The 25,532-nt window shown below is 59.1% G+C and carries 18 protein-coding genes and 1 pseudogene; 5 read left to right on the forward strand and 14 right to left on the reverse strand.

What is annotated here, in order from left to right; genetic code table 11:
• Positions 1-14 precede the first annotated feature (14 nt).
• A complete protein-coding gene (locus KW840_RS22865) occupies positions 15-914 on the forward strand; it encodes a DMT family transporter (protein WP_102668714.1) in 900 nt (299 codons plus the stop codon).
• Between the two features lie 165 nt (positions 915-1,079).
• Here the strand turns inward: KW840_RS22865 and KW840_RS22870 are convergent, their stop codons facing one another.
• A complete protein-coding gene (locus KW840_RS22870; protein ID WP_218497914.1) occupies positions 1,080-2,534 on the reverse strand; it encodes a site-specific integrase in 1,455 nt (484 codons plus the stop codon).
• 294 nt (positions 2,535-2,828) lie between these two features.
• A pseudogene (locus KW840_RS22875) lies at positions 2,829-3,149 on the reverse strand (integrase); the annotation flags it as partial.
• Positions 3,150-3,747: 598 nt separating this feature from the next.
• On the opposite strand from KW840_RS22875, the gene KW840_RS22885 reads away from it, so the two are divergent.
• Positions 3,748-3,972: a hypothetical protein gene (locus KW840_RS22885; RefSeq protein WP_256353584.1), complete on the forward strand. Its 225-nt coding sequence runs from the start codon at positions 3,748-3,750 to the stop codon at positions 3,970-3,972.
• Between the two features lie 102 nt (positions 3,973-4,074).
• Here the strand turns inward: KW840_RS22885 and KW840_RS28695 are convergent, their stop codons facing one another.
• Entirely contained in the window at positions 4,075-4,203 is a 129-nt protein-coding gene (locus KW840_RS28695) for a hypothetical protein (protein ID WP_256353585.1), read from the reverse strand.
• 129 nt (positions 4,204-4,332) lie between these two features.
• Between KW840_RS28695 and KW840_RS22890 the strand changes: the two genes are divergently transcribed.
• Positions 4,333-4,614, forward strand: coding sequence for an excalibur calcium-binding domain-containing protein (locus KW840_RS22890; protein WP_218497915.1), 282 nt, complete (start codon positions 4,333-4,335; stop codon positions 4,612-4,614).
• A gap of 159 nt (positions 4,615-4,773) precedes the next feature.
• Here the strand turns inward: KW840_RS22890 and KW840_RS22895 are convergent, their stop codons facing one another.
• The 11 genes from KW840_RS22895 to KW840_RS22945 form a co-directional block, all read right to left on the reverse strand.
• Positions 4,774-5,115: a hypothetical protein gene (locus KW840_RS22895; protein ID WP_057715536.1), complete on the reverse strand. Its 342-nt coding sequence runs from the start codon at positions 5,113-5,115 to the stop codon at positions 4,774-4,776.
• A 79-nt stretch (positions 5,116-5,194) separates the two neighbouring features.
• Positions 5,195-6,349: a cell division protein FtsQ gene (locus KW840_RS22900; protein WP_218497916.1), complete on the reverse strand. Its 1,155-nt coding sequence runs from the start codon at positions 6,347-6,349 to the stop codon at positions 5,195-5,197.
• Positions 6,349-7,758 (reverse strand): MBOAT family protein, encoded by a 1,410-nt coding sequence (locus tag KW840_RS22905; protein ID WP_218497917.1) that lies wholly within the window; start codon positions 7,756-7,758, stop codon positions 6,349-6,351. Before KW840_RS22905 ends, KW840_RS22900 begins: the two co-directional genes overlap by 1 nt.
• A gap of 18 nt (positions 7,759-7,776) precedes the next feature.
• Positions 7,777-8,451 carry an alginate O-acetyltransferase AlgF gene (locus KW840_RS22910; protein ID WP_218497918.1) on the reverse strand — a complete coding sequence of 225 codons (675 nt, stop codon included), beginning with the start codon at positions 8,449-8,451 and terminating at the stop codon, positions 7,777-7,779.
• Positions 8,448-9,116: an SGNH/GDSL hydrolase family protein gene (locus KW840_RS22915; RefSeq protein ID WP_057715532.1), complete on the reverse strand. Its 669-nt coding sequence runs from the start codon at positions 9,114-9,116 to the stop codon at positions 8,448-8,450. The genes KW840_RS22910 and KW840_RS22915 overlap by 4 nt, the downstream gene beginning before the upstream one ends.
• Positions 9,117-9,133: 17 nt before the next feature.
• Positions 9,134-12,997 (reverse strand): cellulose biosynthesis protein BcsC, encoded by a 3,864-nt coding sequence (locus KW840_RS22920; RefSeq protein ID WP_218497919.1) that lies wholly within the window; start codon positions 12,995-12,997, stop codon positions 9,134-9,136.
• Complete coding sequence (gene bcsZ / locus KW840_RS22925; RefSeq protein ID WP_218497920.1) at positions 12,973-14,199, reverse strand: cellulose synthase complex periplasmic endoglucanase BcsZ; 1,227 nt, start codon at positions 14,197-14,199, stop codon at positions 12,973-12,975. The genes KW840_RS22920 and bcsZ overlap by 25 nt, the downstream gene beginning before the upstream one ends.
• A 22-nt stretch (positions 14,200-14,221) precedes the next feature.
• On the reverse strand, positions 14,222-16,525 hold the full coding sequence (gene bcsB / locus KW840_RS22930; protein WP_256353587.1) for a cellulose biosynthesis cyclic di-GMP-binding regulatory protein BcsB: 2,304 nt from the start codon (positions 16,523-16,525) through the stop codon (positions 14,222-14,224).
• Positions 16,522-18,753: a UDP-forming cellulose synthase catalytic subunit gene (gene bcsA, locus KW840_RS22935; RefSeq protein WP_218497922.1), complete on the reverse strand. Its 2,232-nt coding sequence runs from the start codon at positions 18,751-18,753 to the stop codon at positions 16,522-16,524. Before bcsA ends, bcsB begins: the two co-directional genes overlap by 4 nt.
• Positions 18,750-19,922: a cellulose biosynthesis protein BcsQ gene (gene bcsQ, locus KW840_RS22940; protein WP_218497923.1), complete on the reverse strand. Its 1,173-nt coding sequence runs from the start codon at positions 19,920-19,922 to the stop codon at positions 18,750-18,752. The genes bcsA and bcsQ overlap by 4 nt, the downstream gene beginning before the upstream one ends.
• Before the next feature lie 526 nt (positions 19,923-20,448).
• The gene (locus KW840_RS22945) at positions 20,449-21,840 is read right to left on the reverse strand and encodes an aldehyde dehydrogenase family protein (protein WP_218497924.1); all 1,392 of its coding nucleotides are present in this window, start codon (positions 21,838-21,840) and stop codon (positions 20,449-20,451) included.
• Positions 21,841-21,940: 100 nt separating this feature from the next.
• Here KW840_RS22945 and KW840_RS22950 point away from each other — a divergent pair, with 100 nt between their 5' ends.
• Both KW840_RS22950 and KW840_RS22955 read left to right on the forward strand, forming a co-directional pair.
• Positions 21,941-22,819 carry a LysR family transcriptional regulator gene (locus tag KW840_RS22950; protein ID WP_150812772.1) on the forward strand — a complete coding sequence of 293 codons (879 nt, stop codon included), beginning with the start codon at positions 21,941-21,943 and terminating at the stop codon, positions 22,817-22,819.
• 77 nt (positions 22,820-22,896) lie between these two features.
• The gene (locus tag KW840_RS22955; protein ID WP_218497925.1) at positions 22,897-25,101 is read left to right on the forward strand and encodes an OsmC domain/YcaO domain-containing protein; all 2,205 of its coding nucleotides are present in this window, start codon (positions 22,897-22,899) and stop codon (positions 25,099-25,101) included.
• The last annotated feature ends 431 nt before the right edge of the window (positions 25,102-25,532 follow it).

Here is a 25,532-nt window from a genome sequence, read left to right on the forward strand (position 1 = left end):
AGGGATCGTCATCAATGCAATCTACTTTCAGCAAAGGCGTCATATTTGCACTCTCCGCTGCGGCACTGAACGCAACGATCGGTGTACTCAGCAAAGTACTCATGAGTAATGGTTTCACCGCTAGCAGTATCGCTGTCATCAAGACCGTACTTGGTTGCGTGCTTCTCTCGATTTTACTGTTTTTCCTCAAGCGCCCGGCGGCGTCGACCAAATGGACTCAGGCGGCTATCTGCGCATTCCTTGGCATCTTTGTGCTGTTCCATTTCGAAACGTCCGCCTATCGACACTACGCTGCGGCAGGTGTGGTGGTGGTGCTGATGGCCAGTGCCTCAATTTCCTCGATCATTCTGGGGCGCATTTTCCTCAAGGATGCCATCACCGCGAACGCTACCGTTGGCGCCGCACTGGCTATCGCTGGGATCTCGGTGATCTTCGGCGGCGACCTGCAGCAGGGCTTTACCCTGCAAGGTGCTGCGCTCGCCTCCATGGCCGGCTGCGGCTATGGGGCCTTTTCGGTTGCCATGAAGCGTATGGGTGTGTCGGGGGGGCTGCACTTCACCCGACAATTGTTGTTCTTTGGCAGCCTGTACCTGCTGATGCCGGCTGCGGCCGATGGTTTCGCGATGGGCGAGCTGTCGCCGCTGGCGATCGCTGCGCTGTTGGCGCTGGCCACGCTGCCGACAATCCTGGGCTTCTTCTGCACCACCAAGGCCATCGAGTATCTCAAGCCATCCCAAGTGCAAGCGCTGGAGCTGACCGAGCCACTGTTCGCCGCGCTGCTGGCGTTTGTGGCGCTCAATGAAGTACCGCGCGAAAGCCTCTACGCGGGAGCGGCACTGATCATTGTCGGCCTGTGTTTCTCCAATGAACTAATCCGCTTGGGCAGCAAAGCATCCGTCCCTTCGACCGAGTGAGCTATTTTCGGATCCTGATTACTTTAGCAATCAGTGGTTTTTAAGTGTTTTGAGCGACTGACTGCTCCTGGCCGATTTCTGCCGGTCATGAAGCCGAAATCAAGCTGAAGAACGTGCTCGGCGATGTTTGCGCAACTATGAGGACTCAACACTAAAGGCACCGATTTAAGAAGGCGGTAAAGAGCCAGTCGCGGTATACGCAGGAAAAGACATCATCGATTCTGCTGACGGATGCTCGTAGGTGGAGGACAACATGGCGCTGAGTCGATCGCCCAACAGGTCCCAGGCACGCTTCTTCTCTTCGGCATAATCGTGATGCAGGTAGTGCCGTCTTACCCGGGAGCCGGCCAGCACATGGTTTTGGCAGCGATCGATGACGTCCAGGCTGCCCCCCAAGGCCTGCATCATGGTTGCGCCCGTACGGCGTAGGTCATGCGGTGTCCAGTCGCCGTTTTGGCCGTCGGCAAGCACCAGCGTATCGTCGTGACGCCGTCTGGAGAGAGCCTTGCGGCTTTTGAATCGGACCTGGCGATCGCCGACCTGTTTGCTCACCACTTTCACGTCCACATGCCCATCATCCTGCTTGTACGGAAAGCACCACTGAGAGTCGCCCGTCAGGGTTTTGAGTTCCTGAAAGAAATGCAGGGCGAAGGGGGAGAGGAAAACATGGTGGTCCTGTTTCTTGCCGCGGGTGCCTTTGACGTTTTCACTGGGGAGGAACCAGGTCTGCTGGTCCAGATCGACATTTTTCCATTCGGCCTGCAGCAACTCGCCAATCCGACACAGGGTGCCCAGGCTGATCCAGAGCGCGAGTTGGGTTTCTTTTTTCAATGGCCGAATGCCTTCGTACTTTTGCCCGGCGGGGAGGGCGCTGTAATCGGCGGTCATTTGCTGGAAGCGGTTGTGCAGTTCCAACAGCTCCGCCGGCGAAAGGATGCGGCTTCGTTCCGCTTCGTAGTCGGCAGGGATCAGGGGGGAGATGTCGACCAGTTCAGTCGGATCGCCCTCGATCAATAAGGCCCGCCAGGGCTGACGCTTTCTGGCCCAACTAAACATCTGGGTGAGGTCGGCGAAAAAACTGATGGCTTGTCGGTAAGCGCCGCGGTTGACCACGGTGCGGATCAGCGCCCGAATATCGTGCTCGGACACATTGTTCACTGCGGTCTTGCCGAGGGCTGGCAAAAGGTCCTTGTTAAAACGGCGCCGCAGTTCGGCGTTGCCGTCTTTCCGCGCCACGCCATCCAACAGCCACGCCTTGGCCAGATCCTGGACGGTCAGCGTTTGCACCTTCGCCGCTTTTACTTGTTCGGCCTCTACGTTAGCCGCGGCGTATGCCTGTGCCTTGACGGTTTTCTTGTGTTCGTTGGGATTGATCTGCTCATCGATGAGCGCTCGGGCCTGGTTGCGGGCCTTGCGGATGTCCGCCAGGGATTTGCGTGGCCAGGACCCGCAGGCGTACTCTTTGTTCTGGTCGCCCCACCGATACCGATAGAAAAAGCTGACCGACACGCCGTCCTTACGCACTGAGATTCGACCGGCCAGATTGCCGTCCTCCCGGAGGATTCGCCCAGCATCGTTGGCGGTCAGCGACTCGAGTTCCTTGATGGTGATTTTGGCCATAAAATGGGTTCCCCCTACTTTTACCCCCACAAAAACGTCGGCTCTTGGTGGGCGCTCCTGGACTCTCGTAGAGCCGAACACCGCTGGAGCTCAAGTAAATACTAGCTTAGAAAAATCCAGAGTAAAATTTTGGAAGCTTTCAAGAAGTATGAAAAAGGAGATGGGGTGCTAGGGGTCGAGTGTTCGAATCACTCCGTCCCGACCATATTTACTGAGTAATATCAGGCATTTAGGCCGATCATATAGATCGGCTTTTTTGTGCCTGCGCAAAACCTGCACAAAACTGGCGCAAAACTACCCGGTGATTTCACTGATATTCAGGTCCGGAATTGCCTCGGACCAGACGATGTCCTCGTGGTCCCGCTGGTAGTTTTTGGTTATGCCTTCGCTCGCATGACCAGCGATTTTCTGTCCATCCTTTGCGGCTTTTTTGTACAGGTGCAGCGACAGCGCGCGCACTTCGTGAAAGCCCGGCATCTCTTCTTTTTTCCATCCTGCGTAGCAGTTCAACGCCTCCCGGGCTTCTTTGAATGCTCGCGTCAAATACCTCTCTTCAACCTTCGTCCAGTGATCTTTGTGCTGCGCTTGTTTCTGTTTACGGCGTTCGGGCTGGCGCTCGCTGCGAGGGCGATTGCTGTTCTGATTTGCGGTCTTTTCAATTGCCATGGCTTCGATATAGACGTCCGCCCACGGGTCGAGCTCAATCCGGTCGAAGCCAACGCTCTGTTTTCCTATGGGAAATTCGCGAACGTTCGGCCGGACAGTTTTGTTGAATACATCCCGGCACATTCCCAAGTAGCCAGGTGCATCCATGGCTCGGATAAAACGGGGAGGGACGGGCGCGACTTGGGCCGCGCTTCGATTGGACATAGGGATTCTTCGCCCGCCGTTCACCGGCAGGGTTTGTGGTTTAATGAGATACGTTCTTAAAGGAGTTGATGCTATGGAAAAGGCGTTTCGAAATCCGTTGTTTTTAACTGGGCTGCCTCTGGCGATCTGCGGCGTTGCTATCACCGCGCCCGGTCTTTGGATTCCTGGGTTGGTACTGATAATTGCAGGTTGGGCAAAGGGAAATAAGCGACCCTGACTTTACCGTCGCGGCCCCTTGTAGATGAGCCAGAGCATGTAGAGCGGGGCTGCTATTGGTAAGAGGATCATGCCGCCACCCGCGCTGCCACGATCATCATCGATGAATCCCTGCGGAAGTTTCGCCGTGAACTTTCCCTCCCTCTGGGGAACGGACACTATCGCCGACTTCGAGGACGGCACTGACCTGATCAACCTTAGCGCCAGCGGATTGACCTTCGCGAATCTCACTGTTGGAGAACCATTAGGCGAGGCCGTCATAACCGTCACTGGCCAGTCGGGTGTGGGAAGCATCACCTTGACCGGCGTCCCACAGGCAGCCATCACCGAGGCGGACTTCGCCTTTATCTGAGTAATCAGCGCATGCTCACGCCGGGTGATGGCGTGAGCATGCCGAGGAAAAGGGGAGGTGTTTCCTTGCTCCGAATGTGCTGTCGGGCGTGACTGGCCTGAGTCACACCGACGTCATCATCACCGCGAGCGTCATCTTGATGAATTCTCCATTTTTATCGATGGCCTTCAGGGCGAGTTGGTTTTCGCTGATCCTGAACAGCAGGGAAGGGAGCAGGTCAGTATTTGGCATCTGCTCTTCCTTCCATCTCGCGTAGCAATTTGCCGCTTCCCACCGGCAGGCTGTATGTGGATTAGTGGATTACGCTGTAAAGCAGGCAACGTGAGAACACAAACGGTCTCTCATCATGGATGGATCAAGATGAAACTGATTTTGGTTGTGCTTGTTGTTGGTCTGTTGGCTTGGAAGCTTTCCCCTGAATTACAGTCCTGGGCTGAGGCTCGGCTATCGAGTCCTCAAAGAATCTCCGTGGTCTTGACTGCGCCGAAGCCTGTTTCGGCTCCAGTCAAATGCGACGGACGCAAGTATTGCTCGCAGATGACGTCGTGCGCAGAGGCCAAAAACTTTCTGCGTAATTGCCTAGGAATGAAAATGGATGGCGACAACGACGGAGTACCCTGTGAGTCGCAGTGGTGCCGGTGACTATTCGCAGTTCACCGGCAGGCTAGTAAGTGGGTCGTGGAAATCTGATGAAGGGCGTAAGGCACGCTTTGAAGGAGAGCTACGTTCTATTGGTTCACCTCGCCAGTTGCATTACACGCACTCTCCCCGGAGGTGACTGGTGGAAGCGGTTGCGATGATCTATGCCTGAATTCCTATGTCACCCTGTGCAGCTTGTAACGCTCGCTCCTCGGTCAGCGGCGTTAAAGTTGGTTGCGCGTTGCTGGCGTGCAAGTAAAGAAAGTAGTGCCCTGAATCGTCCAGCAATACCCGGCACAGTTCTGATGGCCGAAAGTTGTTACCGATATAAATACTTTCCTTGAGGATCTCGAAAGATTTGATCCCATGCTGTCGCATAGTCGTTTCAAAGGCTTCGTAAAGACCCTCTCTGCGGCGTCGATTGTTTCGAGCATTTAGCTTGAAAAAAATCACCATCAGCACGGCATAGCTGATAAGGAGTATCACAAGGGCGCTAGTCCGCATGCGTGGAGCTCCATGTCCTCTCAATCGCTGTGCATTTCAGTGTAGGCGCGTTCCTGGTGGAGTTTAAGGGAAGGCATGCCTACCGCAACAAGCGATAGGCAATGGGTTCGATGTAAGCCGACTGCAGGTCCCGCTCCGGGATCTCCCAGATGATTTGCTTTGGCGGCGTTTCTTTGAAGGCCGGGCTGTTGAGGTAGCTGTTGGCAGCGCCAGAGAACGCTCCACCGTCTTTGGCGAAGTTGCCTACGGGGGCGCCCAGCGCCTGCTGCACAAACCCTGCGAAGTTGGAGTTGCGTGAGAATGAAGTGCCGATGAGCGCGGTGTTGGGGAGGTCGGCATCGCCAAAGAGGTCTGCCTCCGTGTCAGGGCTGGCGGCTGACGCAACGGGAAGTTCGTGGGTGCTGGTCTGGGCGACCATTTCGGGTGCGGGTTGCCATTTGAGCGGCAGCCAGTCGATGCCCGCCAGATGGACCAGATCGCCAGGTCGCACCGCGAGCGGGGCATGACTTTCGTTGAACGACCTGCGTGGCGTTGTGCTGATGCCCAGGGTCTTCAGTCGCTGCGCGATAGCCTCGGCCGCCGCCTTCGCGCCGGACTGGCTCCAGTGCGTATCGGTGCGCAACCAGGCACTGGCCCCCAGTGGCGTCAGCGCACCGGTGAGGTCCAGATTCGCCACGCCAGCCACATCCAGCTTCGAGGTCCAGGCCTGGATGCGCCCTTCGTGAGTGGCTGGGCGGTGCAGTGTGCAACGCTGCCCGGAAGCGATGCGGCTCTTGTCTGGAACGATGACCACCAGCAGGCTGATGCCACGTTGGGAGAGCTGCTGCTTCAGATCAATCACTGCCTGGACTTTGGCATCGGCATTGCGCTGTGCTTGATGATTGACCTTGAGCTCATCGGCCAAAAACAACCAGTCAGGACAACCCGAGCGAACCCTTGGCCCGCTGTCACTGAGCAGAAGCCAGCTGACACCGCGCTCCAGCTCGGCGAAGGTCGTGGGGAGTTGAGCGTTCGACAGTTCCCTGGCGATCCGATGAGTGATATCGCCGTCAAAAAGCTGCGGTGTCAGCACTTTATCGGGCAACAGCGAGATCTGCCCTGAGACGATCAGACGGCCAGAGGACAGCAGCCCGATGAACAGGAATATCAGCAACGCCACGCCTGCCAGCCGACTGCTGCGTGTCGCCAGCTCATCTGGCTGAGTGGGTGGCGGGGTGTGCTTTGGGGTCGTCATCAGAATTGGAAGTACAGGAAGGGTACGGTTTCGCGACTGGCGATCAGTGCGAACGACAGCATGAAACCGGCGATGGGCCAAAGGGCTGCGGCGTAAAACGCAATGCCGCCCAGTCGTTTCTCACAGTAAGGGCGCAGCAGTGGTGCGATGACACCGAACACACCCAGCAAGCCTGCAAGGCCGTGTACCGGGCGCAGGGTCACGGACAGTTCATCACCGAGGGCGATGCCCTGCAGGCCGAACTGTCCGGCATACAGGCTCAGCGCGCTATGAAAGTCGGGGGCGCGGAACAGTGTCCAGGCCAGGCACACAAACAGTAGAGTCAGGCCATGGGACAGCACCGGCGGTACAGAGGGCAGGGTGGAACGGCTCCAGGCACGATCAACGCATAACGCGAGGCCATGGGCGCAGCCCCACAACAGGTAGTTCCAGCTGTCGCCACCGTGCCAGAGGCCGGCGATGGCCATGATCAGGAACAGGTTGCGGTAGGTTTTCCAGGTGCCGTTGCGATTGCCACCCAGCGGAATGTACAGATAGTCACGTAACCAGCTGGACAGCGACAGGTGCCAGCGGCGCCAGAAGTCCTGGATGCTGTTGGCCAGATACGGACGGTCGAAGTTCTCGGGAAAGTGAAACCCCAGCATCAGGCCCAGCCCGATGGCCATAGCACTGTAGCCGGCGAAGTCGAAGAACAGTTGCAAGGAATAGGCAAGGCAGCCGATCCAGGCGTCAGAGAAACTTGGGTTCTGCACATTGAACGCCACATCGACCACGGGCGACAGGGTGTCGGCCACCAGCACCTTCATGCTCATCCCGACCATGAACCTGCGCGCACCCAGCGAGAAATTCTGCAGGTTGAAGTAACGCTGATTCAGCTCGCGCCGAACCCAGTCATAGCGAATGATGGGGCCGGCGACCGAATGGCCGAACATCGAAATATAGGTGGCGTAGTTAATGAAGCTGCGTTCGACCGGCACGGTGCGGCGATGCACATCCACCAAATAGGAAATCGCCTGCAATACGATAAACGACAGCCCGGCCGGCATGATGACCCGCTGCCAGTCCAGGGGCATGGCGCCGTACCAGGTGGCGGCATCGATCAAGGTGCCGGCGACGATGTTGGCGTACTTGTACCAGCACAGCACCGCCGTGTTGAGCACGATCAGTGTTGCGAGTAGCCGTACGCGGCCCTTGCTTTCTTCCCGTAAGGCGTCAATCAGCAAGCCGCCGACCCACGCCGTGATCGTCAGCGCCACATGCACCGCGAGGAACTGTGGGCTCAACCAGCCATAGAACAGCCAGCTGCCGATCAGTAGCGTGACGTTGCGCCAGGCGGTTGGGCACACTGCATAGGCACACAGGAAAAGCGGCAGGAACAACGTCAGAAACTCGAGAGAAGCAAAAACCATGGTGGTGGCGCGATCCGATCAGTGGGCCAGGACGTCAGTCGCGAGCAACAGGTAAGGGCCATTTGCGCCAGGCAGCAGCACGACGCTGTAGCGCTCGCCGGCCTTGAGCTGGCCCAGGTCAAGCGGGGCACCGACGTTGGTTTGGGCGCAGACTAATTGAACCGACAGGCTGACCGGGTTGATCGCTCGGCGTTGCACGCTGCCGTCGGCCACCTCCTTGAACAGGTCGGCGTTCTTCCCCGCAGCGCGCAAACCGGCCTGGGTGCACGCAGGATCGGCGCTGATAAACGCCAGCGAGGCCCTCAGGCTATTGAAATCGTCGGGTTGCTCACGGATGACGACCTGGCGGATACCTTGTGCGCTGTCCGGCAAGGCGATCACGCTGGCGAATTCGCCTGCTGCCACCTGAATGTCCAGCGGCTGGCTATTGCCGTTGCGTTCCAGGGTGCCCTTGATCGGCTGGTTGGCGGGCACGGGCAAGTAGTCGGACACAGCATGGGTGCCTTCGAGTTTGAGGCTAGCCCGCGAGCCTTCGGCGAGCAGTTGCAGTGGGCTGTCGGCGGCGTTGATAAAGCGCAGGAAGGCCGAGTCCTGATCCGGGCCCGTCGGGTACAGGGCAATGTCGGCAGCTTCGGCGTGCAGGCTCAGCATCAAGGGCGCGAACAGTGCCCAGCTGAATGCGGATCGGGTCATTTACCGGCTCCTGTGCTGCTGATGCGGTCGGCGGGCAGTTTGGCCACGGCATCACCGATCGCATTGCCCCAGGATTGATAACCGGCGACGGTGAAGTGCTGGCCGTCGGTGGTGATCCACTGTCCGGGTTTGGAAAACGTCAGCGAATCGATGTAGGTGCAAGGCGCCACGTTCGCGGCCAGAAACTGCGACATCAACTGGGTGCGGGCATCATTCTTCTGGTACATGCCACCGGCTTTGCCCCAGGCCGGGCCCACCCAGGCGCAGCGGGTCCCGGTGGCCGCGATGGCCTTGGCCAGGCCGGTGACGCTTTGCCATGCCCAGGCCTTCGGAAACACCGGCTTGTCATAGGACGCCATGGTGTCGCCGATGACCAGTACCACCAGGTCGGGCTTGTCGGCGGCGATCAGGTCCTGGATCGGTGTGGTAGTGGCGTCACGGCCCTTGATCACGATCTTGTCGTTGCCTTTGCGCTCGGCACCGCAGTCGACCTTCTTGCTGATCAGCCAGTCGCCGGCGCTGGCGCCGCAGGCACCGATGGAGTGGACCTGGGCGCCTTGGCGCGTCAGGTTGTCGTGCAGCGGTTCCAGCAAATGGTCCGCAAGGCTCATGTGGCTCTCCCCAAGGACAAGGAGAGTCAGACCGGCAAGGGCAGAAGTGGGCATCGAAAGCTCCAGAATGATCAGTTGGAATAAGGCGAGGTGTACGGGCTGACCGGCAGGCTCATGGGGCCGCCGATCTCCTCGAACTGGTAGCGCAAGGACAGGGCACCGCTGATTTGTTGGTAGTCGCGGGCGTTGTCCAGGCCCAGATTGGCGCCCAGCAGGAAGTTCGAAGCGACCTTGTATTCAGCCGCCGCGGCGACGCTGTAGCCGATCCCGGTTTTGTTTTGCCCGGCGTAGCGCAGGCCCGAGGCCGCCTGCAGGGCTTTGTCGGTCGGGAAATAGTCGACGCTGTCCTGCTCGAAATGCTGCACGCCGACCGAACCCTTGACTTGATACGTCAAGCGCCCGGTGCGTTGTGCCCAGGTCACCGGTACGCCCAGGGCGAAGAACGTCTGCGGGCTGAAATAGCCGCCGTGGCCGTAGGTGAAATAGTCCTGGTTGTTGGCGTAGCTGATGCCGGTCATGCTCAGGCCGACGGTCAGTTTGCTGTTCGTTGCATTTTGCAGGTACCAGTACACACCGCTGCCCAGTTCACCGCGGCTGTTGGACTCGACATGGTTGCCCAATAACTGGTGCCAGGAGGCGTAGCCATATACGCCGACTTCGTTGTCGTCGAAGCTCAACTGGCCGCGCCCGCCGTTGGCGGTCACACCGCCCCAGGACTGCCCGCTGCGTTTGTCCGTGGTGCCGGCAAACGAGGTGACGCTGTCAGTCACCGGACGCCGGGAAACGCTCACGCCGTAACGGACATTAGAGGTGTCGCTGATGGGGCGATCAACGCTGATGCCGCCAGTGGCGGTGCTGTATTTGAAGCCGAGGGGGGTGGTGCCGAGATCGGCTTTGAGCCCATCCGCGGGCCGTTGAATGGCGACGGAAAGGCCGACGCCCTCGGCTTTTTGCGAACCGACGCTGCCGCTCTGCGCACCATTGCCAAAACGCGACAACGCCTCGCTGCTGGCACTGCCGGCGTTCAGCGAGACCGGCGTCACGCGCAGGGCGACGCGGCTTTCATCCAGCGGAACATTGATTTCCAGCGGTGTTTCAATGTCGGTCAGTTTGCTCAGTCCCGACTCACTGTCGTTGCTACGAATGCTCACGCCCTGGGTGACGTAGGCACTGCGCTCCTGGAGGATTTTACTCAGTGCCAGTTGTGCGGGACTGATGTCCTCGCTCACCAATGCTGCGCGTGGCAGCTGCGACTCGAATGGATTGCTCGCCTGCTGCGGCCTTGGCGGGGCATCGACGCCGAAAGGGGTGTGGGACGTCATGCGGTCCGGCATCTCTTGAACCGGTGGCGGGATGGCTGCCAGCAAGGTGTCGCGACTGACTTCGTTACGTGAGCCCGACACCCCGGCAAAAGGGTTGGGCGCCACCGTCGAACCGGCCAGTTGGCCGCCCTGGCTTCTGCGTTTCTCGTTCTGTTCGATGGCCACGGCCTTGCGCAGCAGATCGGTGGCCGTGCCGGTTTTGCCCATGTTCTGGTAGAGACGTGCGGCCTCGGTCAGCGTTTGAGGGTTACCGGAGTCGGTCTTGAGCAGCTGTTGCAGCGCCTGTTCGGCAAAGGCCGTGTCATGTGCCAGCACCGCCGCGTCGGCAGCACCCAGCAGCAGTTGCGGGTCGTTTGGTTGGCGCTGTAACAGCGGTTTGTAGAGTTCGAGGGCTTTTGCCGTGTCGCCATTGGCCGAGTACATCCGCGCCAGGGCCGCGACGGCAGCGCTGTCACCGGGACGTTGTGCCAGTGCGGGCGCCAGCGTGTCATAGGCATTGGCCAGATCGCCGCGTTCACGCAGTTGGTCAGCCTGGCGGATGCGATAGAGGTAGAGCAGGTCGTCGAAACGCTTGCGAGCCGGCGCGTTCAAGGGCCTGTTCTGAAGGTCGCGCAGAATCTCTTTGACCTGTGCGTCTTCTCCGGATTTAAGCAGGACAGCGGCGTATTGCAGGATGAAATCCGCCGAGGGCGCCGTGGTGTGTTGCAACTGGCCGCGCATGAGGGCCAGTGCACGGGTCGGTTCGCCGATGTCGACATAGGCCGAAGCCAGGCTCGCTGTGCGATCCGGACTGTTGTTGGTCATCGGCTGAATACGATCGAGCAAGGTCAGGGCTTCCTGGCGCTGTCCGCGTTTGCCCAACTCTATCGCCTGGCTGAGTTGCAGGTTGAGGCTGACATCAGCGGCCAGCGCTTGCATGTCCGGGGTGCGCTGGTCGGGGCGCAAGCGTCCCAACGTTGTCTGTGCGGCTTTCCACTCACCCATCTGGACCGACAGCAAGGCGCTGACGTAAAGCGCATCGGCATTGTCGGGATGGGCCTGGAGCATGGCGTTGATCAGGTCCCGGGCCTTTTGCGGTTCGTCCATCGCCAGGTTCAGGCGGGCCAGGGCGAAACGCGTCCAGATGTTGTCCGGTTCGTAGCGCAACGCGTCTTGCAAGGCGTTGCGCGCTGCGGGCAGGTCGTTGCGTTGTTCGGCGAGGGCGGCCAGTTGCGTCGCACGCAAGGCTTTCAGGCGTGCGGACTGGCCGATCTTTGCCTGCCCGGTGGCGGGCAGGCTGTTGATCAGTTGCAGCGCTTCATCGTTCTTGCCGCTCTTGAGCAGCACGTTGACCAGCCCTTCCTGTGCTTGAGGGTCGTCGCGGCGCAGGTTCAATACCTGGCGATAGTTGCCCTGAGCGTCATCGAACTGACCCGCGCTGGCCTGAATATCCGCCAGGGCGAGGCGAGCGTCGACCCCGTTCGGAGTCAGGCGCAGCGCCTGGTTTACCAGGGCCTGTGCCTGGGCTGACTGGCCTTTGGCCTGGGCGTCCCCAGCCTGCTGCAACGCAGACCAGTAGCGCACTTCGTTCAGTGCGGCTTGCCACTGGCTGCCGTCAGGTTGTCGCGTGGCCTGAACCAGGAGCTTTTCCGCTTCGGCCAGTCGGCGTTGCTGCTGGCGAACAACCCCAAGACCGCCCAGCGCGTCGGCATCATCGGGTTGGGTTTTCAAGCGCGCTTGAAAAGCCTGTTCGGCGGTAGCCTGATCGCCTGCCTTGAGCGCCTTCAGGCCGCGCGCGACGTCGGCGGGCGGTTGCCATCCCTTACTGGCCGTCGTTGCTACTATCTGTTGCTTGCCCTTGTCCATCTGCGCCCGAATTTCCACGTCATCCGGATGCGTCTTGAGGTACGCCTCGAACAACGGCACTTGTGCCGGATTGGGTGGACCGATCCAGGTCAGCGCCAGGCGCCAGCTTTCGTCGGCATCACCGGCAATGTCGGTACGCTGGGTCAGCGCGGCCAGGGCGCGGATACCTTCGGCACGGCTGTCTTCATGGCGCACCAGATGCTTGGCGTAAAACAGCGCGACGATCGAGTCATTGGGCATTTCTCGTTGCAGGCGCTGAAATCCGCTGCGTGCTTCAGGCCAGTCAGCCTGATTGAAGGCAAGGTTGTTGTAATACTCGCGGCCGATCGTGCCTTGAGGCGGACGGCCATCGAACAGCGAGCGAAACTCGGCGGTCGCCTTGTCACGCTCACCGGCATCGACGAGGCGCCGAGCCTCTTCCAGGCGCTGCTGGCTCTGCGGTTGTGCCAGGGCGATGTCCTGCGCCAATTGCAGTGCTTGCCGAGGCGCTGGCTCGATGGCTTGCAAGCGGGCCAGGTATTGCTGCGCCTGTTGTGGCTTGCCCTGTTGAACGCCGATCAAGCCCAGGCCATACAGTGCGTCAACCTGGACCGGGTCCAGCAGCAGGACTTTCAGCCAGACTTCCGCAGCGCGTTGAGGGTTTTTGTGCAACTGCCAGTACTGCCCTTGCTCGACGAGTAATGTCTGTGGCGTCGGACTTTGAGCGTGGGCAGCAGCCGTCCATGCGCTCATGGCGGCGATGGCTAGCGTGCGGTGGTGCGCGTGCATGCGGTCTCCCAGGAGAGTTTCAGCGTTCCGTCTTCCCGGAATCGGTAATGTTTATCTGCCCAGCCGAGCGCGATCAGGCTGAGCATCAAGTCGTAGTAACGCGGCGGACCGACGTCGGCATCAGGCCTGGCCAGTGCCTCGCGCAAGGCGAGTTCCACGCGGTGTCGCTGCTGATCGGCCAACCCGGGTTGCCCCTTGGCCTGAAGGTAGGGAATCAGCGCAGCCCGGAATCCGAACGGGCTCTGACCCCGGGCACTGCCGTGGCGAACCTCGACTGTTTCCGGGGGGGAACCCGTCGCGACAGTGCTGCGGGCCATGCCGTCCAGCCGTTTGAGCAGCAGCGCTGCCAGCGGCTCGGAGGTATCACTCATGCCCAGCCAGAGGTACACGCGAATGGCGTCGTAGCTGCCCGTGTCGCCATTGATCGGATCGCTGACGAAGACACCCGATTGCGCTGAAGTGCCTTGATAACCGACCCAGTCCGCGACGAAGCCGTGGCGGCTGGATTGGGCGATCATCGTCGCGGTGTTGCGGGCAATCGCTTGCCAGGGCCCGGACGGTGCTTCCTTGGCCAGCCGCCGTAACAGCGGCAGTGGCAGGTAGCTGGGGTTCAGGCGCCAGAGTGCGTCCGGCTGGACGAAGCCCTGTGGTCCAGGCAATACCATCGGACCCAGCCCGGGCAGGTTGACGACCAATTGCGCTTCGATCGTTGCCATCAGGTGCAGGGCGTCCTGGCGATAGTCCGGCCGATCCCACAGGCGTGCGGCTTCGAGCAGGGCATAGGCGATCCACAGGTCGGCGTCGGCGGCCGAATTGACGTCTTGCAGGCGCCACTGACCGTCCGTGCCTTGCCCCCATAACCAGCCCGGCAGGCGTGTAGCGATGTCTGCGTCGGCGAGATTGGCCGAGGTCCAGCGCCAGAGCGTGTCGAAGCGTGGCTGATCGTTGCCGATCAGTGCGAAGAGCATGCCGTAGGACTGCCCTTCAGAGGTGCTGTGATTGCTCTTCAGGCTCGATTCCAGAACCCGGCCGTCGTCCTGGACGAAGCGCGTTGCGTAGGTTTGCCACAGTGGCCAGGCTGGCGACTCGCAGGAGTTTGCGGCCGCTATTGCCGGCGCCAGCAGGGCAAGCGCAAGCACCGCGCTCAACCTGCGCGCGTTACCGCGCAGGCCCTGGCGAAGTGAAGTACCCCGGCTGCTCATGGACGACACAGGCCTGCGCCGCTCATTGGCCAAGACGACGTTTGGCCCGTAAGCGCAGGGCCAGATAGGCCATGCAAGCAAGCAGCAGGACCCCGAGGAGGGTGAACAGCATGAGCGCAATTACGTTCTGCGAGAGGTACCACTGCAGATAGCGCAACGGACCCAGGCGCCCGACGTAGTAATCCTGCTCGGCGACTAACGACTCGACATGCTTGCCCCTGACCACCACCAGACTGCCTTGCAATTGCTGGGCATTTTCTTCGCTGCTGAGCAGGGCGTTGGTCACGTCGGCCAGGCCGTCTGGCCTTGTGCCGGCGATAAACACCACGCTACGGCCACTCTTGAGCGGCGATTCGAATCCGGTCAGATAAGCACTGCCGTCCTCAGCGCTAAACCTGAAGCTGCTGCGCGCTTCGCGTAGATTGGTTTTCGTATCCGGGCTGATCCAGTTGCGCAGGCGCAAGGGCAGGTCAGACAGTTCAAAGTACTGCGCAGCGTCTTCGCCTTTAGCCGGCAGAAGGCTTTGCCATTGCTGCAGCAGCGGCTGATTGTTGCCCGAGGCGAGCACCAGCAAATCCCGGTCGCTTTGCTCGGCCACCTGATCGGCGTGGACCACCTTAACGCCGGTGGCCGGATAACCGGTGGAGTCGCCGAAGCGGCCCAGCAGGGTCAGATAGGCGCTCAGATCGGCCGGGCCTGGCTCGTCGGGCAGGATCACCGATGTTTCAGACAGGTCGGCCATGCGGGTGAACGGGAAGCCACTGTCCTTGAACACCCCGAGGTTGGGCATGGCCATGAAGTGTTCGTACTGGCTGAGGTCCAGGGTCGAGTCCGGGTCGATCACACCGCGCATGTTGTCGATGATGATGTCGCGGCATTCGCCCTGTTTGATGTAGTCATACATGAAGCGAAACTGCAGGCGCGATTGCAGCGCAACTGAATTGAGCGGCAACAGCATGCGCGACGTGCGGGCCAGGCTGTCGTCGGTTTTGAGCATCGACAGCAGGCTGTCGCTGTTGCCGAGTTTCTCGATCGAGGGCAGGTCGATCGACTTGATGAAGGTGTCGTTGAAACTGATCAGCAACGAAGAGTTTGTGGAGACCGGTTGCGGCGTATAGCGGTATTTCAGGTCAAGTTGCGCACCGGGCTCACGCCAGTTGAACAGGTCGGGTGGCAAGCGCAGCGCCACCGTCATTTGTCCCGGGTTGTAACCCGACACATTGAGTTCTGCGGGCTTGGCCAGCTCACCCAGGCGAACCGGGCGATCGGAGGGCAGCCAGTTTGGCGCGTCGTACGGTTGGCGTGGCTTGAGCGAGTCGATCCGGTCGATCACCACGCTCTGCCCGGAAAAGGCCGAGCCGCCGAGGACCAACGCTGTCGCGGCGACCTTGAGATCGGCGCCATCGCGCCCGGAGACGATCAACAGTTTGCCCTGAGCATCATTCGGGTTGCTCATGAGGGTCAATGTCGGCCCCGTGGCCTCTTTGATCGGCAAACCACTCAAGGTCGTTGATTCGTTACCGATGACAAACACCACCGCGTTGCCCTTGGCCGGCAGGCTGGTGAGGCTGGCGGGGAAGGTTGCGCCACGGTAGCTGGCCAGGGCGCCAAACCAGGACGACAGGATCCCGGCGGCCTCAAGCTCCGGACCGCCCGGGCGCGTGGCGAACACGAAGGGCAGCTTCAGGGGCGAGGCGTCTCGACGATCGAACAGGGGAAGCGGCAGAGCGGACAGGTCGTTGGGCTGTTTAATCGACGTCACCTGGAGGCTCAGCTGGCTCTCGTTGCCGATCCTGGCCCAAAGGCTGGAGTGCAAAGGGTCTTCACATTGCATCGTGTAATGACCGATGAACTGCAGGCTGAGCCGATTGAATTCGGTGATGGTCTGCGGCGGAATCTGCACGGTCCGGGTCTGCAATTTACCGGCCTCTTCCTTCGGGAGGGGCAGGCTGGCGGCCACTTGATCGTTGATCAGCACGTTGATTTGCGAAAGGTCGGCCAGCAGCGCCGGTGAGTAGCTGTACTGCAGCGTGACCTGTGCAGCCGTGACGACCTCATCGGCGCGCACATCGAAATTCACACTGTCGGTCGCCTCCACGCCTTTAAGGGTCATCGAATAGCTTTTGCCCAGCTCCTTGAGGGTGCGGGTATAGCTGTTGCTCGGGGTATCGGTCCCGGGCAGCGATGCGACCGTCATCACCACCGGTTCTGTGGCGCTGATTTGGGCGGCAGCATTCAACGCCCAGCCGTTCCAGCCCACTAGCGAGCAGGCGATCAGCATGAGTGAGCGACGAGGAAGAAAGGTCCGGCGAGTGGAAGGCTTCAAGATCGTTGCGTGTCCGCGGTGGAGTCGATGGGTGATGGAGTGTCGGGGCGTTTGCGCAGCAGCGCGTGGCTGTCCTTCAGGCTTGCAACGAACAAGCGCAGGATGGCGCGTAAGCCAATGCTGCTGACCTCGCGCAATGCCGACATGGGCGCGTCGAGGCGGCCGTTACCCCAGGTATTGGCCCAGGTGTCGGCCCGTGAAAAGGTCAGTCGCACCAGTTCACTTTGCTGGCGCAGGGTCAAACCTTCGAATTGCACGCCTGCAACGCCGTCGTTGTTGAAGATCGTTGTTGCGGGAAATAGGCTTGAAGGCGGCGTGCGCAGAATGCACAGCCGCAGCTTCTCATTGACGCTGAGCTGAACCTGCGGTGGCAGTGCCAGACCCACGCCGTTTTGTGAGAAGTCCTGAGTTTTGCAATCGAACCAGGTGCCGTCTTCGCGGTAGACACGCACGGGCAGGTCAGCGGGCACCCTGGGTTCGTTGCGTACCTGGGAGGACTCAGTGGCCACCGCTACGGCGGTGCTGACGATAATGATGTTGTACACGGTCCAGGCCAGGTTGATCAGCAAGGTCGTGACCTCGGCCGAATCACTCCCGACCAGCTTCATCACGCCAATCACCAGACCGATCATGTTCAAGGTCAGCAGCACGATGTAAGGCCGTGCAAGCTTCCAGTCGAAATAGTCCTTCTCGATGGTGCCGCCCTTGTCGGTCACATTGAACTTGCCCAGCGAAGGGCTGATCAGGGCCAACAGTACCGGTCGCATGATGTACCAGGCCAACACCGACTCATACACTTCGTTCCAGAAGGAATGGCGGAAACGCCCCTGGATGGCGGAGTTGGTCAGGCTGGAATGGAAAATATGCGGCAGTACATAGACCGTGACCATCAACGCCGAGGCATGGAAAATCTGCGCGTCGAAAAACAGATAGGCCAAGGGTGCGGTCAAGAACACCAGCCGGGGCAGGCTGTAGAAAAAGTGCATCATGGCGTTGAGGTAGCAGATGCGTTGCCCCAGGTTCAGACCTTTGCCAAATAGCGGATTGTCGGTCCGAAAAATCTGCGCCATGCCTCGCGCCCAACGTATGCGCTGGCTGATGTGTCGGGAAAGGCTTTCGGTGGCCAGGCCCGCCGCTTGTGGAATGGCGAGATAGGCCGTATTGAAGCCACGGCGATTGAGCTTGAGTGCCGTGTGCGCATCCTCCGTCACGGTTTCGGTGGCGATGCCGCCGACTTCCAGCAAGTGAGTCCGCCGGATGACCGCGCAAGAGCCGCAGAAAAATGCTGCGTTCCACAGGTCGTTGCCGTCCTGCACCAGGCCGTAGAACAACTCACCTTCATTGGGTACCGAGCGAAAGGTATCGAGGTTTTTTTCGAACGGATCGGGTGAATAGAAGAAGTGCGGTGTTTGCAGCAACGCCAGGTTCGGGTCCTTTGAAAACCAGCCCATGGTGATCTGCAGGAAGGAGCGGGTGGGCACGTGGTCGGCATCGAATATGGCGATGAACTCGCCGTCGGTGACTTTGAGTGCTTCGTTGAGGTTGCCGGCCTTGGCATGGTGATTGTTGTCGCGGGTGATGTAGTTGACACCAATCTGCTGACAGAAAGCCTTGAATTCCTCCCGGCGTCCGTCATCGAGCATGTGCACCCGCAGTTTGCCCGCGGGCCAGTCGATGGCCTGAGCGGCAAGCACCACCAGTTTGACGATGCCCAACGCTTCGTTATAGGTGGGAATGAAAACGTCTACCGTCGGCCATTCAGCGGGTGGTTGTTGCAGAAACTGCGGTTTGCGGTGCAGCGGCCAGGCGGTCTGTACGTAGCCGAAGACGAGGATGAGCAAGGCATACAGCTCGGCCAGCACCAGCCCGTAGCCAAATACGGCATCCAGCCAATTGTCGAAGCCCAGGGTGTCGGTCAGGCGCCAGTACATGTAGCGCAGCGAAGCGATCAGCGAGAGGGTGATCAGCGTCAGGATCGCCAGACGCCCGGCTTGCTTGCGAATGATCAGGCTGGTGGCGAAACAGACGGCAGCAAACGCGGCCTGGGAATACAGGTTCAGCGGCGCGGTGAGGATACCCAGCACCAGCAATGCGGCGAACAGCCCGGCTGAGAGCTTCAGGCCTTGGCGCCAACGCCGGGGCCATCGACTGACGTGAGCCTGGAAAGTGTCCAATTGCTCCTCCAGCCACCACGCCTTCGCAGGTGCCTGATTCAGCCGGGCGGTCATGGCGTGCCCTGCAGGCTGGAAGCATCCGCGAAAAGCAGGGCATGGACCGCGCCTGACAGCGAGAGAATGTCCTGACAGCCAATGCTCTCAGGTGCGTACTGCAGCAGGTCCCGACCATAGGCCAGCGACTCGTTGAACTGGTGATCGAGGCGAATCGTCCCGATCAGGTTGGCGCCGAGCCGCCGCTGAAACAGCACGCCCATGTCCCTGCAGAACGAACGCGAGTCATCCCGTTGGTTGAGCACATACCGGTGCCGCTGCGCGCGTCTTGGGCTGGTTTCCAGCCACTGGGTCATAGTGTCCAGTGCCAGGTAGGAGGCCGCGTCGGCCACCGTCATTACCAGCACCAGATCGGCGGCGTCGAGTGCCTGTTGCGAATAGACGGTCGCACCCGAAGGAGTGTCCAGGATCACGGTATCGTTTTCGCTGAGGTTCATTGACGCAAGGTGCTGATTCAACCAGTCAGAATCTTCAAGCATCAACTGCTTGAGCAATCGGCGGTCGTTCACCTCGCCAGTGCCGAAGGGCAGGCACTCGCTGTCGCTAAAGCCCGGCAGGCAATGAGCGCCCCAGTCTGCGTGCTGTTCTTTGAGCTGGATCAGCCCGGGAACCTGCCGGGTGATACCCAAGTGGCCGGACAGCGCGTTCTGAGGGTCCAGATCAATAGCGATGGTACGCCCGCCAGGGCGCCGAAGGGTTTTTGCGAGGCCAGCGGCGACGGTGCTTTTACCCACTCCACCATTCGCCGAAACGATAGCAATGACCTTCGCCTTGGTCCGCTTGCGAGTTATTTCTGGTAGACCGTCCCGACGAACCTGGTTGAGTTCACGCAACAGGTCGCTCAATCGCTGACGATCGCACGTAGCAGAACTCGCAGGTGGCTTGGTCAGGGGAGGGGATATGGGTGAAGGTTGCGAGAGGACAACATTCTTCACAGGCTCGACCAACGCGCCAACCAATAAAGAAGGCTGTGGCTCGTCCATTAGAAATACAGGGGGCGTTGGTGTTGGTGTTGGGGGAGGCAAGGCCACCGACGGTTCTGGCTCAGCGAGTGCTGGTGTAACCGAGTCGTCTTTGAAATCTTTGTAGTTCGGTTGTATTTCCTGGTAACTCTCCGCATTGGCGCCAAAACGTGTAAAGAGTTTCGCAATATCGTCTACATATTTCATGCGTTGTACCAGTTATGAAATAACTCAGAAACTCAGCATTCCATTAACTTTTAAAAGTTGATGCGTCGTCTTGGTGTTGGCAGAGTGCCATTAATCTAGGGTGTCTACGTCTTAGTGTCAACGAATGTTATAAGAAGTCAGCGAGACTAATTGATGTTGGTCTGACTGTTATTGGGGGGTGTTATTTGTGGAAAGTGTGAGTGTTAGAGTTTGTCAAGTAATCACTGTTCAATAAGGTGTAACAGGATGAAAGGTAATGGGGTTACTTGTCCGGATAAATAACTTTCGGTGCGATGGAGTGTGAATGTTGATCGCCTTCGATGAGAAGAGAGATGCGCAGGATGGTCCGTTTTTACTGGGCTTGAAGATGGGTAAATTGAACCAGGGATGAGTATTGATTAACTGTATGGGGTGCCAGGGAGCGAGTTTCAATCACTCCGTCCCGACTCTGTTTTTCAATGAATTAGCCCAGCCTGAGAAGGCTGGGCTTTTTCGTGTCTGAAAATTACCCCTATTTATACCGGCCCTAGCGCCGATCCAGCCAAACCGTTTGTGCATTACAGAATTCACGCACACCGAAATGCGAGAGTTCACGGCCAAAGCCACTCTTCTTCACGCCACCAAAACTGACACGCGGATCGCTGGCGCTATAGCCGTTGATGAACACGCCGCCGGTTTCAAGTTCGCTGGCCATCTGCCGGGCGAGTTCAACATTGCGCGTGTAGAGGGTGGCGGTGAGGCCGAACTCGCTGTCATTGGCCAAATCCAGCGCATGGGCTGCGTCTCGGGCCGTGATGATTGAGGCCACCGGACCAAACAACTCCTGTTTGAATGATGTCATCTGATCGGTCACGTCGCCGAGTACAGTGGGCTCATAGTAGTTACCTGGGCCTTCAGCCTTCTTTCCACCCATCAGCAACGTCGCGCCTTCTTTTAGTGTGTCGCGCACCTGTTGATCCAGTTCATCGCGCAGATCGAAGCGAGCCATCGGGCCGATATAGGTGGTGGTAGCCAGTGGATCACCGACAACCAGTTGTTGGGTGGCCTCGACGAACTTGCGGGTAAATTCCCGGGCAATGCCTTGCTCGACTATCAGTCGTTTGGCTGCGGCGCAGACTTGTCCGGTGTTTTGATAGCGCCCGATCACGGCGGCTTTTACCGCCTCATCGAGGTCCGCGTCGTCGAGAACGATAAACGGGTCGGAGCCGCCCAGTTCCAATACGCATTTCTTCAGCGCGGCTCCGGCCTGAGCACCGATGGCCATGCCCGCTCGCACGCTACCGGTGAGGGTGACGGCCGCGATGCGTGGATCGGCGATCGCCTTGGATACACCGTCCGGGGTGACGTTGATGACCTCGAAAACACCTTCGGGAAAATCCGCTTGCTTGAAAGCTTCCAGCAGCAGGTAGGTGCTGCCCATGACATTTGGCGCGTGCTTGAGCACGTAGGTATTGCCGGCGAGCAGGGTGGGGACCGCGCCGCGCAGGACTTGCCAGATGGGGAAGTTCCACGGCATCACGGCGAGAATCGGGCCCAGGGGACGATATTCAATGCGTGCCTTGCCGCCTTCAACCAGGGTCGGTTCCGGGCTCAGCATGGCGGGGCCATGTTCGGCGTACCACTGGCAGAGCTGCGCACATTTTTCAATTTCACCGCGGGCCTGGGCAATCGGCTTACCCATTTCCAGGGTGATCATGTTCGCCATGGCCTGTGCATTGTTGCGCAAGGCCTGACCGAGGTTGATCAACAGTTGCGCGCGCTGTTCAACCGGTTTGCCGCGCCAGGCGCGAAACCCGGTAGCGGCCCGCGTCAGCGCGGCCTGTAATGCCGAATCGGATTCGAAAGGGTAATGGCCGATCTGCTCGCCTGTAGCGGGGTTGATCGAAATAGCATGGGTAAGGCTGGATACGTTGGTCATGGCACCGTCCTGCGAGGTAGGAATGTGCTCAGGTTATGGGGCTATATGTTTTCTGGAAACTGAATAATACTGAGCATAACGTTCACGTTTGGAGAATGGCTTGGATCTGGTTCAGCTCGAAATTTTCAAGGCTGTCGCCGAGCACGGCAGCATCAGCGTAGCCGCCCAGCATATCCACCGGGTGCCATCGAATCTCACGACCAGAATCAAACAGCTTGAACTGGACCTGGGTGTGGATCTGTTTATTCGCGAGAAGAGTCGCCTGCGCCTGTCGCCGGCCGGCTGGAGCTTTCTGGATTACGCTCGACGTATTCTCGACCTGGTTCAAGAGGCGCGCGCCACCGTGGCGGGTGAAGAACCGCAGGGAGCCTTCGCCCTGGGGTCGCTGGAAAGTACTGCAGCGGTACGTATTCCAGAGCTATTGGCCGCCTATAACCAGAAGCACGCCAAGGTCGAACTGGACCTGTCCACCGGCCCCTCCGGGACCATGATCGATGGAGTACTGTCCGGGCGGCTGGCCGCTGCATTTGTCGATGGTCCGGTGTTGCATCCGGCGCTGGAGGGCGTGCCTGCATTCGAGGAGGAAATGGTCCTGATCGCCCCCCTCAACCATGACCCGATTCATCGGGCCAAGGATGTGAATGGCGAAAACATCTATGCCTTCCGCTCCAACTGCTCCTATCGCCATCATTTCGAAAGCTGGTTCGCCAATGGCGCGGCGGTGCCCGGCAAGATTTTCGAAATGGAGTCCTATCACGGCATGCTGGCCTGCGTCAGCGCCGGTGCCGGCCTGGCGCTGATGCCCCGCAGCATGCTCGAAAGCATGCCTGGATGCACGACGGTCAGCGTCTGGCCGTTGTCGGAGTCGTTCCGCTATTTACGCACCTGGCTGGTGTGGCGCAGGGGGACCGTGTCGCAGAGCCTGACGATGTTTGTGCGCTTGCTTGAGGAGCGGGGTGTGGTGTTGATCGATAAATAGCGGAAAGTTAACGGTCTGTGCCGAAAAACCGGATAATGGCGGCCAAATCGTTTAGCTCGTAATTCTGGTAATCGCACATGGAAATCAAGGTCAACTTTCTCGACAACCTTCGACTTGAAGCCAAGTTCGACGACTTCACGGTGATTGCCGATCAACCCATTCGCTACAAGGGCGATGGCTCGGCACCGGGGCCGTTCGATTACTTCCTGGCTTCGTCGGCGTTGTGTGCGGCGTACTTCGTGAAGCTGTATTGCGAAACTCGCAATATCCCCACCGAAAATATCCGCCTGTCGCAGAACAACATTGTTGACCCGGAAAACCGCTACAACCAGATTTTCAAGATTCAGGTTGAATTGCCAGCGGACATTTCCGCCAAGGACCGTCAGGGGATCTTGCGCTCCATCGACCGTTGTACGGTAAAGAAGGTGGTGCAAACCGGGCCTGAGTTTGTGATTGAAGAGGTCGAAAACCTCGACGCCGATGCCCAGGCGTTGCTGATGCCGCACTCGACCAGCGAGGCGGGCACCTACATTGTGGGCAAGGACCTGCCGCTGGAGCAAACCATCGCCAACATGTCGGGCATCCTGGCTGACCTGGGCATGAAGATTGAAATCGCTTCGTGGCGCAATATCGTTCCCAATGTGTGGTCGCTGCACATCCGCGACGCGCACTCGCCAATGTGTTTTACCAACGGCAAAGGCGCGACCAAGGAAGGCGCGCTGGCATCGGCACTGGGCGAGTTTATCGAGCGGCTCAACTGCAACTTCTTCTACAACGATCAGTTCTGGGGCGAGGACATCGCCAACGCGGCGTTTGTGCATTACCCGGACGAGCGCTGGTTCAAGCCTGGCCCGAAGGACGAACTGCCGACTGAAATTCTCGACGAGTACTGCCTGAAGATTTACGACCGGGATGGCGAGTTGCGTGGCTCGCATCTGTACGACACCAACTCCGGCAATACCCAGCGCGGCATTTGTTCACTGCCGTTTGTGCGCCAGTCGGACAATGAGGTGGTGTACTTCCCGTCCAACCTGATCGAAAACCTGTTCCTGAGCAATGGCATGAGCGCCGGCAACACCCTGGCCGAAGCCCAGGTGCAGTGCCTGTCGGAAATCTTCGAGCGCGCGGTCAAACGCGAAATCCTCGAAGGCGAAATGGCCCTGCCGGATGTGCCGCAGGAAGTACTGGCGAAATACCCGGGGATTCTGGCTGGTATCCAGGCCCTGGAAGAGCAGGGCTTCCCGGTGCTGGTCAAGGATGCATCGCTGGGCGGGGAGTTCCCGGTGATGTGTGTGACCTTGATGAACCCGCGTACCGGTGGTGTGTTTGCCTCGTTCGGCGCGCACCCCAGCCTGGAAGTGGCGCTGGAGCGCAGCCTGACGGAGCTGCTGCAAGGCCGCAGTTTCGAAGGCCTGAACGATCTGCCTCAGCCGACCTTCGAAGGTCAGGCGGTGACTGAGCCGAACAACTTCGTCGAGCACTTTATCGATTCCAGCGGTGTGGTCTCGTGGCGCTTCTTTAGTGCAAAACCGGATTTTGAATTCGTTGAGTGGGATTTCTCCGGTCAGGGCGAAAACTCCAATACCGAAGAGGCCGCGACCCTGTTCGGCATTCTCGAAGACATGGGCAAAGAAGTGTACATGGCAGTCTATGAGCACATTGGTGCCAAGGCCTGCCGCATTCTGGTGCCGGGTTACTCGGAAATTTATCCGGTAGAAGATTTGATCTGGGATAACACCAACAAAGCGCTGCAGTTCCGCGCTGACATCCTGAACCTGCACAGCCTGAGCAAAGTCGGCCTGAGATCGCTGGCCCAAGGTCTGGAAAACAGCGAGCTGGATGACTACACCGACATCACCACTTTGATCGGCATCGAGTTCGACGACAACACGCCTTGGGGCAAGTTGACGATCCTGGAGCTGAGGCTGCTGATTTATCTCGCCTTGCAGAAGTTTGATCAGGCCAAGGATCTGGTGGAAGCCTTCTTGCAATACAACGACAACACCGTCGAGCGCGGCTTGTTTTATCAAGCTGTGAACGTCGTGCTGGAAATGCAGCTGGACGATGATCTGGAACTGAGCGACTACGAGATCAACTTCCGCCGGATGTTCGGCAACGAGCGGATGGACGCGGCGATAGGGTCCGTGGATGGCAGCGTGCGATTCTATGGTCTGACGCCGACGAGCATGAAACTGGAAGGGCTCGACAGGCACCTTCGCCTGATCGACAGCTACAAAAAGCTGCACATGGCGCGGGCGAGGGTGTCGGCTTTGTTCAACTGATAGCGATAACAAAAAAGCACCTTGGGTGCTTTTTTGTTTTTTGGCGGTCAGTCAATCGTCTGTGGGCGTGGGCTGATTTTTTGGCTATGACATGGCCTGTGGCTGCCTATGTGGAAGCTCTTCTATCTAGAGGGGCGTTCTGGCTCCTCTATATAGGCACCCTTTGGGGTGTTTTGCTGCTTTCTGCAGCTTATTGATAGAAAACCTAAATCAGTGCTTGACGGCAGATTCCAGGTGTCTATAATTCGCCCCACTTCCGGCGCAGTCGAAACGAAAAACTCCTTGGCAAACAAAGAGTTACGCAGTTTTCGGCAGCAGGTTGCTTCAGTTCATCGAAGCACAAAGGGAGTTGAAAAAGAGGTGTTGACAGCAGCGTGTAACGCTGTAGAATTCGCCTCCCGCTGACGAGAGATCTGAAGCGCAAGTGGTTG

The organism is Pseudomonas sp. PDM30, from assembly GCF_019218985.1.
GTDB lineage: Bacteria > Pseudomonadota > Gammaproteobacteria > Pseudomonadales > Pseudomonadaceae > Aquipseudomonas > Aquipseudomonas jessenii.